The 12611-nt window shown below is 61.7% G+C and carries 7 protein-coding genes; 4 read left to right on the top strand and 3 right to left on the bottom strand.

From position 1 onward, the window contains the following. Positions 1–75 precede the first annotated feature (75 nt). Positions 76–864 (bottom strand): CPBP family intramembrane glutamic endopeptidase, encoded by a 789-nt coding sequence (locus V6M90_RS17885; RefSeq protein WP_305427618.1) that lies wholly within the window; start codon positions 862–864, stop codon positions 76–78. A gap of 426 nt (positions 865–1290) precedes the next feature. Here V6M90_RS17885 and V6M90_RS17890 point away from each other — a divergent pair, with 426 nt between their 5' ends. Beyond that, on the top strand, positions 1291–2151 hold the full coding sequence (locus V6M90_RS17890) for a DMT family transporter (RefSeq protein ID WP_305427617.1): 861 nt from the start codon (positions 1291–1293) through the stop codon (positions 2149–2151). Positions 2152–2181: 30 nt separating this feature from the next. Here V6M90_RS17890 and V6M90_RS17895 read toward each other — a convergent pair whose 3' ends face one another. Together V6M90_RS17895 and V6M90_RS17900 are read right to left on the bottom strand one after the other, a co-directional pair. Next, positions 2182–3078, bottom strand: a complete 897-nt coding sequence (locus tag V6M90_RS17895; protein WP_078734190.1) for a DMT family transporter — start codon at positions 3076–3078, stop codon at positions 2182–2184. Between the two features lie 64 nt (positions 3079–3142). After that, on the bottom strand, positions 3143–4768 hold the full coding sequence (locus tag V6M90_RS17900; protein WP_141063559.1) for a methyl-accepting chemotaxis protein: 1626 nt from the start codon (positions 4766–4768) through the stop codon (positions 3143–3145). A gap of 629 nt (positions 4769–5397) precedes the next feature. Here V6M90_RS17900 and aceK point away from each other — a divergent pair. From aceK to V6M90_RS17915, 3 genes are all read left to right on the top strand, one after another. Next, positions 5398–7107 (top strand): bifunctional isocitrate dehydrogenase kinase/phosphatase, encoded by a 1710-nt coding sequence (gene aceK, locus V6M90_RS17905; RefSeq protein ID WP_332846884.1) that lies wholly within the window; start codon positions 5398–5400, stop codon positions 7105–7107. Positions 7108–7234: 127 nt separating this feature from the next. Then, positions 7235–11146: an ATP-dependent RNA helicase HrpA gene (gene hrpA, locus V6M90_RS17910; protein WP_305427614.1), complete on the top strand. Its 3912-nt coding sequence runs from the start codon at positions 7235–7237 to the stop codon at positions 11144–11146. A gap of 242 nt (positions 11147–11388) precedes the next feature. Then, positions 11389–12510, top strand: coding sequence for a beta-ketoacyl-ACP synthase III (locus V6M90_RS17915; RefSeq protein WP_003175428.1), 1122 nt, complete (start codon positions 11389–11391; stop codon positions 12508–12510). The last annotated feature ends 101 nt before the right edge of the window (positions 12511–12611 follow it).

Consider the following 12611-nt stretch of genomic DNA (forward strand, 5'->3'; position numbering starts at 1 on the left):
GGTTTTGTTTGTTTTTATTGTTATTTGTGCGAATTGCGACATCTTTGCGCCAGTTCTTGGAGCGCTTACTTTTTTTCAAGCCAGCATCGGATACACAAACAAGCCAAAATGCAGCAAATTCACTCCGAAATGCGTCATCACCGCCGCGCCCAGCCCGCCAAACCGGTACGCCAACCCGTACCCAACCCCGGCAATTCCAGCCAACAACGTCCACTGCCACCCAGCGCTGACATGCACCAGCCCAAACAACAGTGAGGCCAATAGCAGTGCCAGGTTTTCCCCATAAGGCAGTTGCTTGAAGCGCCGGCTCAACCCGCCCTGGATGTAGCCACGAAACAACGCCTCCTCCACCAACGTCACTAGCAGCAGGTTGTTGAGCACCCAGATCCACGCCTGTTCCGGCCATTTCGGGGCCCAGCTGGTAATCCCCAGCAATACGGCACCGCCCAATGCGACGATGGCCGTGAGGCTCAAAGCCAGCGCCGTGACGCAGAGTGTCAGGCGCAATGAGCGCCGCGCCACGATCCACGGGCAGGCCAGCAGCAGCCAAAAGCCAATCAGCGGTTTGTCCTGGTTCAGGTACATCGAGAACGGTACGGCGTCAGGCGTAAAGCGCTGCGGGTCAATCGCACGGCCATTGTAGAAACCCGGCAGCCAGTGCATCGCCAGCCCCAGGGCCAATACGATGAACAGTCCATGGCCGAGGTAACGCGCCCAAGGCGTGCGCTGCCGGCGCACCGCGTAGCCGGCAATCAGCAGCAGGGCGACAGAGACCGCCGCGAGCGCGCCGAGTTGCCCGTAGGTCAAGGCCAGTACATAGCCAATGGAGAGAAGCGCCAGGTACAGCCAGGGCAGAGCGAGCATGTAAAATCCTTGGATCAAAACCGGTCGGCATTATAACGACCGTGTGTTTGCCTCAAAATGAAAACTCCTCCACGCGAACGGACCACTGCGCGGGTGATTGCACAATAGGTCGAAGGCTGGTTATAGTCGGCGCTTATCCATCCCTTCACACAAGATCAGCCCATGCCTGCTTCTCCTCGCATAGCGGTAGTCGATCCAGCGGTTAACGCTGTGGTCGTGCCGTGCGGGAATAAGCAGCCTGCGCAGATCAGTCACTACCCCCCTCCTGTCAGTGGCATGCCGGTGTACGCAGTCGTATCACCGCCGGGTGTTGGCATTTCGGGCTGATCAGCGACTCGCTGTTCCCCTGTGCCCGCCTGAAAAAACCTACTGAGTTTCAGCCTTACTGAGCTGAATTGGCTTTTTGCCTGATGACAGGTGGTATTCATGTCTGTTCTTTCGAAACAATCCGTGGCCGCGGCGGCCTCGACGAGCCTGTTTGTACTGCTGTGGAGCAGCGGGGCGATTTTCTCCAAGTTGGGCCTGGCCCATGCTTCGCCCTTTGCCTTTCTGTTGATCCGTTTTGCCATCGCTTTGGCAGGCCTGGTGATTCTGGTACCGGTCCTCAAGCTGAAACTGCCTCGCCCCGGCAAACCTATGTTGTATGCGGCGGCGACCGGGTGGGTGCTGTTGGGGGCGTATCAGATTTTCTATCTGCTGGCCCTGGACCTCAAAGTGACGCCCGGCGTGATGGCAACCATCATGGGCGTGCAGCCGATCCTGACGGTTGTGCTGGTGGAGCGTCAGCGTTCGTTAAGTCGTTTGTTCGGCCTGGCGCTGGGGTTGGCCGGGTTGATCATGGTGGTCTACCAAGGCATCGGGTTGTCCGGGATGTCCCTGGCCGGCATGCTGTTCGGCCTGCTGGCGCTGGCGAGCATGACCTTCGGCTCGATCATGCAAAAGCGTATCACCGACAACCCTTTGGGTACGTTACCGGTGCAGTACCTGGCCGGGCTGCTGCTGTGCTCGGTGTTTGTGCCGTTCCAGCCCTTCCATTTTGAACACACCGCCAGCTTTTACCTGCCGGTGTTGTGGATGGGGTTGGTGGTGTCCTTGCTGGCGACGCTGTTGCTGTACCGCCTGATTGCACGAGGCAATCTGGTGAATGTCACCAGCCTGTTTTACCTGGTGCCGGCGGTGACGGCGGTGATGGATTACCTGATCTTCGGCAACCGGCTTGCGCTGCTGAGCCTGCTGGGGATGGGCTTGATCATCATCGGCCTGGTGTTTGTTTTCCGTAAAAGCTGAAGCTTGCAACGCGGTAGGGGCATCACGCCCCTACCGCGCCTTGGCCAGTTTCCCCACCCCCAAGACCAACCCCAACGCCCCCCCAATCAACACCCCGCCATACACATGCGCCATCGACAACGGCTCCCCCAACAACAAAGCCCCCCACAACACCCCAAACGGTGGGATCAAAAACGTCGTGGTCATCGACTTCACCGGTCCGATTGCCGTCAGCAGCCGGAAGTACAGCACGTACGCCAGCGCCGTACACACCAACCCCAACCCCAGTAACGACGTCCACACCTGCCACCCGCCCCAGCTCGCGGGCGGGTGGCTGATGGCGCTGTAGGCGAAGAGCGGCAGCAGAAACAGCGTTGCGCCGAGCATGCTGCCCAGCGCCGATAGCCGGCTGTCCAGCCCGCCACGCTGGTCCAGCCAACGCCGTGCCAGGAATCCGGCAAAGCCATAGCAGGTGGTTGCCAGCAAACAGGCGAGTGCGCCCATCAACAATTCCAGGTCAAACGCCACCGGTCCGGCGCGGGTCAGTACGCCGACGCCGAGCAGGCCCAGGAATACGCCGGCGACTTTCGAGGGGGTGAGGCGTTCGCTGAAGAACAGCCCGCCGATCAATACGCCCATCAGCGGTGTGGTGGCGTTGAAGATCGCCGAGTAGCCGGCCGGCAGGACCTGGGCGGCCACGGAGTACATCGTCGCGGGGATGCCGGAGTTGATCACGCCCAGCAACAGGACGGTCTTGAATTTGCCCTGGAAATCCCATTTCACGCGCATCACCGCCAACATCGCCAGCAACCCGGCGGCGGCGATGGAAACGCGGAAAAACGCGGTCGGCACGCTGCCGATTTCTGGCGCGATGATGCGCATGAACAGGAAACTTGCGCCCCAGATGGCAGCCAGGCCCAACAGGTACAGGGTGTCGACGGCTCTCACGGAATAGTCCTGTGTCAATAAGGCCGCGAGTGTTGCCCAGCGGCCTGCTCGACACAATCACTGTTTACACGATAAACCGCGTCACCAGGCCGTTGAGGTCGACCGCCAGGCGTGACAGTTCCTGGCTGGCGGCGCAGGTTTGGGTGGCGCCGGCGGCGGTCTGGGTGGACAGGTCGCGGATGTTCACCAGGCTGCGGTCGACTTCGCGAGCTACCAGCGCCTGTTGTTCGGCGGCGCTGGCGATGACCAGGTTGCGTTGGCTGATCTGCGAGATGGCGGCGGTGATCTTCTCCAGGGCGTTGCCGGCGCCGTTGGCGCGTTGCAGGGTTTGGCCGGCGTGTTCGGCGCTGCTGTTGAGGGCGTCGACGGTGTCCTGGGTGCCTTGCTGGATGGCGTTGATCATCTGTTCGATTTCTTCGGTGGAGTCCTGGGTGCGCTGGGCGAGCGAGCGCACCTCATCGGCGACCACCGCAAAGCCGCGTCCGGCTTCGCCTGCGCGGGCGGCTTCAATCGCGGCGTTGAGGGCCAGCAGGTTGGTTTGCCCGGCGATGCCGCGGATCACTTCCAGCACCTTGCTGATGTCCTGTGCCTGTACCGCCAGGCCTTCGGCCTTGTTCGAAGCGCCCAGCACTTCGTCCACCAGGTTCTGGATCGAGCTGATGGTTTCGCTGATCTGGTAATGGCCGTGCTTGCTGTCTTCGTCCGAAGCCTGGGATGCTTCGGCGCTGGACACGGCATTGCCTGCCACCTCGTCCACGGCGGCGCTCATTTGGTTGACGGCGGTGGCGGCCTGTTCGATTTCATCGTTCTGCGCCTGCAGGCCACGGGTGCTCTGGTCCATCACCGAGCTCATCTCTTCGGCGGCCGAGGCCAGTTGCTGCGCGGATTCGCTGATGCCACGGATGGTGCTCTGCAACTGCGCTTGCATGCTGGCCAGGGCGCCGAGCAGTTGGGCCGGTTCGTCGTTGCCCTGCACCTTGATCGGCTGGCTCAAGTCACCGGCGGCGATGGTGCGCGCCACGCTCAGGGCCTGGCCGATGGGCGCGGTGATGCTGCGGGTCAACAGCCAGGCCAGCAGCAAGGTGGCGAGCAGTGCGGTAACGATGATCAGGCCGACGATCCACTGCGCGTTTGCGTACGTCTGCGCGGCTGAATCCGCGGCGGTTTCGACGCCGTTCTGATTGAAGGCGATCAGGCCTTCCAGGCTCTGGCTGAGGATCGTCCCTTGGGGGGCAAGGCGGCTGACGAGCAGGTCGAGGGCGTCCTGTTGCTGGTCCTTGTCCACCAGCGCGGTCATCTGGCCGACGATGGCGAGGTAGGTCGCCACATTGCGCTTGAGGGTTTTCAGCAGCTCGCGTTCTTCGTCGTTGCTCAGCAAGGCTTCGTGCCGGTCGAGCAAGGCTTGCAGTTCGCTGCCGGTGCGGGTGATCAAGCCTCGGCTGGTGTCACGCACCCGCGATTCGTCGGTGCTCACCATGCGCAGGGACTCCAGGCGGACCGTGGCCACCAGGGCTGCGCTGTCGTGGATGTTCTCGATGCTTGGCATCCAGTTCTTTTCAATGATCAGCGCACTTTCGCGCAGCTTGGCCATCTGGCCCAGGGCAAACATCCCCACCATCACCAGCAGACTGGCCAACACTGCAAAACTCAGACTGGCGCGCAGGCCGATCCGCATATTCCTGAATGACATCTCAATGCTCCTTGTGCGATTAGAACCTGCTCCCGGGTCGGTCTTTTGACCTTGTCAGGGCGGGAGAGGGCGCGCTGTATATCAAAGTGCCATTAATGTGGTAATCAGGGTTTCCCTTAGTTGGATCCAAAGTGCGCGCGGGGGAGGGTGTTCGACCGAGCAAGTGGTTGCCTGTGTTTAACCGGCCAGGCCAAGCGTCCAGCGGCGTACAGGTAAACGCCGAGGCGACTGGCGCGCGTATTTATTGACCGCTTGGTCGACTTATCAAAATTGAAAATAAATGTAAGAACTGAGCGATGTTGTAAAAGACGCCACGAAAAATCGTCCTTCTCCTGCCCACCGGTACGGGCTTAGGCCTCTACACAATTCCCGGTGAACGAAAAATCTATGGCGAATGGGCTGTTGTGGTGAGCGGGCTTGCCCCGCGCTGGGCTGCGAAGCAGCCCCAAAATCCGCACCTCGGCTTATCCTGACACACGGCGTTGGCCTTATTGGGGCCGCTGCGCAGCCCAGCGCGGGACAAGCCCGCTCACCACAGAGAGGCGTTTCAGCTGTTAGAAATTGTGTAGATACCTATGCCTGTACTGGCTAAGCTCAGGGCTTCCCGATGCCCGTTCGAGGTTTCCCGCATGCCGCAGTCCGCCCTCGCCATTGCCCGGATGATCCTCCATGGTTTCGACGATTACCGTGAGCACTTCCGCCAGATCACCGACGGCGCCCGCGAGCGTTTCGAGAAGGCTCAGTGGCAGCAGGGGCAGGCGGCATCGGCGGCGCGTATCAACCTGTATGAGGAGAAGGTCCTTGAGGTGACCACGCGCCTGCGCGCCGGCTTCGATGTCGCGCTGTTGCTGGACATCGATGCCTGGCCGCTGGTGAAAAGCGCCTACATCGGCCTGATCGACCTGCGCTTTGACGATGAGCTGTCCGAGACCTGGTACAACTCGATCTTCTGCGGGCTGTTCAGCCATGACCTGATCAGCGACGGCTGCATGTTCATTCACACCACCCGGCCTAGCCTGCGCCGGGCGCGGGCGGCGCAGACCCGCACGTATGCGCCGGCCGGCAATATTCCAGGCATGCTGGCGCAGATCTTTGCGGACTTCAGTTTCAGCGAGCCCTATGCCGATTTGAGCGCCGACCTGCAGCGCCTCGAAGCGCAACTGCGCGAGAACCTGCCGGACTGGGTCTGCAAGGACCCGGACCTCAAGGTCGAGCTGTTTGCCTCGGTGCTGTACCGCAACAAGGGCGCCTACCTCGTAGGACGCATCTACACCCGCGACGAACAATGGCCCCTGGTGATCCCGCTGCTGCACCGCGAAGGGCAGGGCATCCAGATCGATGCGTTGATCACCGACGAAGCCGAGGTGTCGATCATCTTCTCGTTCACCCGTTCCTATTTCATGGTCGATGTGCCTGTGCCGGCCGAATTCATCGGCTTTCTCAAACGCATCCTGCCGGGCAAGCACATCGCCGAGCTGTACACCTCCATCGGCTTTTACAAGCACGGCAAGTCGGAGTTCTACCGTGCGCTGATCAACCACCTGGCGACCACCGACGATCAATTCATCATGGCCCCCGGCGTGCGCGGCATGGTCATGAGCGTGTTTACCCTGCCGGGCTTCAACACCGTGTTCAAGATCATCAAGGACCGTTTCTCACCGTCGAAAAACGTCAACCGCGCCACGGTGATCGAGAAGTACCGCCTGGTCAAAAGCGTCGACCGCGTCGGGCGCATGGCCGACACCCAGGAGTTCGCCGATTTCCGCTTTCCCTTGAGCAAGTTCGAGCCCGAGTGCCTGGCCGAGTTGCTGGAAGTCGCCGCCGGCACGGTCGAAGTGGAGGGCGACACCGTGCTGATTCGCCACTGCTGGACGGAGCGGCGCATGACCCCGCTCAACCTCTACCTCGACAACGCCAACCCCGCGCAGGTGCGCGAAGCCCTGGAAGACTACGGCCTGGCAATCAAGCAACTGGCGGCGGCGAATATCTTCCCCGGCGACATGCTGCTCAAGAACTTCGGCGTCACCCGCCACGGCCGCGTGGTGTTCTACGACTACGACGAGATCTGTTTTCTCACCGAAGCCAACTTCCGCCATATCCCCGCGCCGCGTACTCCGGAGGACGAAATGGCCTCCGAACCCTGGTACTCCATTGGCCCGCTGGACGTGTTCCCGGAAGAATTCCCGCCGTTCCTGTTTGCCGATGCCGGCCAGCGCAAGCTGTTCGATGAGTTGCATGGCGAGTTGTACAACGCCGATTACTGGAAAAGCCTGCAAGACGCGATTCGCGCCGGCAAGGTGATCGACGTGTTCCCGTATCGCAGGAAAGAGCAGCGATAAGCGTCGAGCTTCAAGCTGCAAGTAAAAGCGGTGGTGATCTTCCTTGCAGCTTGAAGCTTGACGCTAGCCACTGCTTTTCTGCCACACTTGCCGGCCGTGCATAAACAGCTGACCTTCAAAGTACCTGATGACTGACCAAGCACCCACTATCGACCAACTGCTCAAAAACCTCGATCACGCCATGCTCGCCGACCGCCAGCGCTTGCGCCGGCAGTTGCTTGAGCTGCGCAAGAAACCCGACGAGGAGAAGCTGGCGCACTGGGTGACGCGCATGCAGGCGTCCTGTGCTCAGGTCACGGCGCGGCGCGCGAGCCTGCCAGTGATCCGTTACGACGACAGCCTGCCGATTGCGGCCAAGCGCGACGAGATCAAGGCGGCGCTGCAAAAGCATCAGGTGCTGATCATTGCCGGCGAAACCGGCTCGGGTAAAACCACCCAGTTGCCGAAAATCTGCCTGGAGATCGGCCGCGGCCAGTACGGCCTGATTGGTCACACCCAGCCACGCCGAATCGCCGCGCGCAGCGTCGCCAGCCGGGTGGCCGAAGAGCTGGCCACACCGCTCGGTGCGCTGGTCGGCTATCAAGTGCGCTTCGAAGACCAGAGCGATTCCAACACCCTGATCAAGCTGATGACCGACGGCATCCTGCTGGCGGAAACCCAGAACGACCGTTACCTGGAACGCTACGACACGATCATCGTCGACGAAGCCCACGAACGCAGCCTGAACATCGACTTCCTGCTGGGCTATCTGAAGACCCTGCTGCCACGGCGTCCGGACCTGAAAGTCATCATCACCTCGGCGACCATCGATCTTGAGCGCTTTTCAAAGCACTTTGACGATGCGCCGATTGTCGAGGTCTCTGGCCGTACCTTCCCGGTGGACACCTGGTACCGCCCGCTGACCCTGGAACAGGACGAGGAGGGCAACCGCGTCGAAGACGACTTGACCGTTGACCAGGCGATCCTTGCCACCCTCGACGAAATCGCCGCCTATGAGCGCAGTGAGCGACGCAGCCCCGGCGATGTGCTGGTGTTTTTGCCGGGCGAGCGCGAGATCCGTGACGCCGCCGAGATGCTGCGCAAGGCCCAGCTCAAGCACACCGAGATTTTGCCGCTGTACGCGCGCCTGTCACCGGCCGAGCAGCAGCGGATTTTCCAGTCCCACCCGGGCCGCCGTGTGGTGCTGGCGACCAACGTCGCGGAAACCTCGCTGACCGTGCCGGGCATTCGCTATGTGATCGACAGCGGCACCGCGCGCATCAGCCGTTACAGCTACCGCGCCAAGGTGCAGCGCCTGCCGATCGAGGCGATTTCCCAGGCCAGCGCCAACCAGCGTAAAGGCCGTTGCGGCCGGGTCGAGCCGGGCATCTGTATCCGCTTGTACAGCGAAGAAGACTTTATCGGTCGCCCGGAATTTACCGACCCGGAGATCCTGCGCACCAACCTCGCAGCCGTGATCCTGCAGATGCTGCACCTGCGCCTGGGCGAGATCACCGATTTCCCGTTTATCGAACCGCCGGACGGCAAGGCCATCAGCGACGGTTTCAACCTGCTGCAAGAGCTCTCGGCGGTCGACCGCAACAGCCAGCTCACGCCGTTGGGCCGCCAACTGGCGCGCCTGCCGGTGGACCCGCGCATGGGCCGCATGCTGCTCGAAGCCGCCAAGCTCGGCAGTTTGCAGGAAGTGCTGATCGTCGCCAGCGCCATGTCGATCCAGGACCCACGCGAGCGCCCGCCGGAGCGTCAGCAGGCCGCCGACCAGGCTCACGCCCAGTGGAAGGACCCGGATTCGGATTTCGCCGGGCTGGTCAACTTGTGGCGCGGCTTTGAGGAACAGCGCCAGGCATTGACCGCCAGCCCGCTGCGCAATTGGTGTCGCAAGAATTTCCTCAACTACTTGCGCCTGCGCGAGTGGCGCGACTCCCATCGCCAGTTGAGCCTGATCTGCCGCGACATGCAGTTGACCCTCAACAAAGAACCGGCGGATTACCCGAAACTGCACAAGGCGGTGCTGGTGGGCCTGCTCAGCCAGATCGGCCAGAAAACCGAAGACGGCGATTACCTCGGCGCGCGTCAGCGGCGTTTCTGGATTCACCCATCATCGGGTATCGGCAAAAAACGCCCGCAATGGCTGATGACCGCCGAGCTGGTGGAGACCACCAAGCTGTATGCACGCATGGTGGCCAAGATCGATGCCGACTGGATCGAACCGCTGGCCGGGCACCTGATCAAGAAAAACCACTTCGAACCGCATTGGGAAAAGAAGCGCGGCCAAGTGGTCGCCTTCGAGCAGATCACCCTGTTCGGGCTGATCGTGGTCGGGCGCCGGCCGGTGCATTACGGGCCGATTGACCCGGTGGTGTCTCGTGAGCTGTTTATCCGCGAAGGGCTGGTGCGCGGCGAAATCCAATCGCGAGCCAGGTGCCTCACGGCCAACCAGCAGTTGCTGGAACAGCTCGACGAACTGGAAGCCAAGGCGCGCCGCCGCGACATCCTGGCCGACGAAGAAACCCTGTACGCCTTCTACGACGCGCGCTTGCCGGCGGAGATCCACCAGACCGCGACCTTCGACAGTTGGTACAAGGTCAACAGCCAGAAAGACCCGCAGTTGCTGATCATGCGCGAGGAAGACGTGCTGGCTCGCGAAGCCAGTGAAGTCACCGCCGCGCATTACCCGGACACCCTGCACCTGGGCGACCTGGCCCTGGCGCTCAGCTACCATTTCGAGCCCAACCACCCGCGCGATGGCGTAACCCTGCGCGTACCGGCGCCGCTGTTGCCGGCCCTGCCGCCGGAGCGCCTGGAGTGGCTGGTGCCGGGGCTGATCGAAGCCAAGTGCATCGCCCTGGTGCGTAACCTGCCCAAGGCGCTGCGCAAGAACTTCGTGCCGGTGCCGGACTTCATCAAGGCCGCGCTGCAACGCATCGAATTCGCCCAGGGCTCGCTGCCCCAGGCGCTGGGCCGCGAATTGCTGCGCATGACGGGCGCGCGGGTCAGCGATGAAGCCTGGGCCGAAGCGGCGCAGCAGGTGGAAAACCATCTGAAGATGAACCTGGAAGTGGTCGACGCCCAAGGCAAGTTCCTTGGCGAAGGCCGCGACCTGGCTGAGCTGACCGCGCGTTTCGCCGAAGCCAGCCAAGCCGCGTTGGCCGTGCCGCAAACCGCGAAAAGCCAGCAACCGGTGCAGGCCAAGGCGTTCGCGGCGGTAGCCGAGAAGACCCAGCAGAACATCGCCGGTCTGTCGATGACGGTGTATCCGGCGCTGGTGGAAGAAAACGGTACGGTCAAGGAAGGGCGTTTCTCTACTGCCGCCGAGGCTGAGTTTCAACATCGCCGTGCCTTGCAACGCTTGCTGATGCAGCAATTGGCGGAGCCGGCCAAGTTCCTGCGTGGCAAATTGCCCGGCCTCACTGAGTTGGGCCTGATGTACCGCGAATTGGGGCGTATCGACGCGCTGGTGGAAGACATTCTGCTGGCCAGCCTCGACACCTGCGTGCTGGAAGGCGAAACCAGCCTGCCGCGTGACGGCGCGGGCCTGGCCGCGTTGGCCGAACGCAAGCGTGGCAGTTGGACCGAGCATGCCGAACGCCTGGCGCGCCTGACCCTGGAGGTGCTGAAACTCTGGCACGGCCTGCAAAAGCGCTTCAAAGGCAAGATCGACCTGGCCCAGGCCGTGGCGCTCAACGATATCAAGCAGCAATTGAGCAACCTGGTGTACCCAGGGTTTGTGCGCGAAACCCCGGCGCAGTGGTTCAAGGAACTGCCGCGTTACCTCAAGGCCATCGAACTGCGCCTGGAAAAACTGCCAGGCCAGGTGCAAAAGGACCGGGTGTGGAGCGGCGAACTCAGCGGATTATGGGCGCAGTACCAGAACCGCCTGAACAAGCACGCCCAGGAAGGCAAGCGCGACCCTCAGTTGGAACTCTACCGCTGGTGGCTGGAGGAATATCGGGTGTCGTTGTTTGGCCAGCAGTTGGGCACCAAGGTACCGATCTCCGACAAGCGCTTGAGCAAGCAGTGGGGCCAGGTAGAGCCCTGACCCCTTTCAGCGCCAGGAGCAAGCCCCCCCCCCACATTAAAATGGGCAAATCTGCGAGAGGGCGCCAAATCCCTGGGTTTGTGGCAAACTTCGCCGCTATAAATACCGGGATTGTCGCAAAAGGCTGCGGCGCGATGGAATAAAGCGATGCCAGTTTGATGTCCGCTGCGCGGAATCGGACTACTTACAGTTTGGTACGACGGTACCAATATTATCTGCCTGACAGATCTAGAGGAACGACCGTGCATAACGTCGTCATCAGCGGCACTGGCCTGTACACCCCTGCCAACAGCATCTCCAACGAAGAGCTGGTGCAGTCTTTCAATACCTATGTGCAACAGTTCAACCAAGACAACGCGGCCGCCATCGAGCGCGGTGACGTGCAGGCGCTGACCGAGTCCAGTGCAGCTTTTATCGAGAAAGCGTCGGGCATCAAGAGCCGCTTTGTGATGGACAAGGACGGTATTCTCGACCCGCAGCGCATGACCCCGCGCCTGCCCGAGCGCAGCAATGACGAGTGGTCGGTACTCTGCCAGATGGCCGTCGGCGCTGCCGAACAAGCCCTGCAGCGCGCCGGCAAGACCGCCGCCGACATCGACGGCGTGATCGTCGCCTGCTCCAACCTGCAGCGCGCTTACCCGGCCATCGCCATCGAAGTCCAGGAAGCCCTGGGCATCGAAGGCTTTGGTTTTGACATGAACGTGGCGTGCTCCTCGGCCACCTTCGGCATCCAGAACGCCGCCAACAGTATCCGGCTGGGCCAGGCGCGGGCGATCCTGATGGTCAACCCCGAGGTCTGTACCGGCCACCTGAACTTCCGCGACCGCGACAGCCACTTCATCTTTGGTGATGCGGCTACGGCGGTCGTGCTCGAACGCGCCGACCTGGCCACCTCCGAGCATCAGTTCGACGTGGTGAGCACCAAGTTGCTGACCAAGTTCTCCAATACCATCCGCAACAACTTCGGCTTCCTCAACCGCGCGGCGCCAGAGGGTATCGGCGCGCCGGACAAACTGTTCGTGCAGGAAGGCCGCAAAGTCTTCCGCGATGTGTGCCCAATGGTGGCCGAACTGATCGGCGTGCACCTGGCGGAAAACCAGCTGGAGGTCGCCGATGTGAAACGCTTCTGGCTGCACCAGGCCAACCTGAGCATGAACCACCTGATCGTGAAGAAACTGCTGGGCCGCGAAGCGACAGTGGAAGAAGCCCCGGTGATCCTCGACACTTACGCCAACACCAGCTCGGCGGGTTCGGTGATTGCGTTTCACACCTATCAGGATGACTTGCCCAAGGGTGCCGTGGCGGTACTCAGCTCGTTTGGCGCCGGCTATTCGATCGGCAGCGTGATCCTGCGTAAACGCTGACCGCAACTTAAGGCTTTGAAGGGATAAAAAGTGACCTGTGGCGAGGGAGCTTGCTCCCGTTGGACTGCGCAGCAGTCCCATTCTGTGTAAACAAAGAGAGG

Source organism: Pseudomonas lactucae (assembly GCF_036688725.1).
GTDB classification, from domain to species: domain Bacteria; phylum Pseudomonadota; class Gammaproteobacteria; order Pseudomonadales; family Pseudomonadaceae; genus Aquipseudomonas; species Aquipseudomonas lactucae.

Excerpts from the sequence above, each read along its gene's own strand:
- V6M90_RS17885 (WP_305427618.1), bottom strand. The coding sequence starts at position 864 with ATGCTCGCTCTGCCCTGGCTGTACCTGGCGCTTCTCTCCATTGGCTAT.
- V6M90_RS17890 (WP_305427617.1), top strand. The coding sequence starts at position 1,291 with ATGTCTGTTCTTTCGAAACAATCCGTGGCCGCGGCGGCCTCGACGAGC.
- V6M90_RS17900 (WP_141063559.1), bottom strand. The coding sequence starts at position 4,768 with ATGTCATTCAGGAATATGCGGATCGGCCTGCGCGCCAGTCTGAGTTTT.
- aceK (WP_332846884.1), top strand. The coding sequence starts at position 5,398 with ATGCCGCAGTCCGCCCTCGCCATTGCCCGGATGATCCTCCATGGTTTC.
- hrpA (WP_305427614.1), top strand. The coding sequence starts at position 7,235 with ATGACTGACCAAGCACCCACTATCGACCAACTGCTCAAAAACCTCGAT.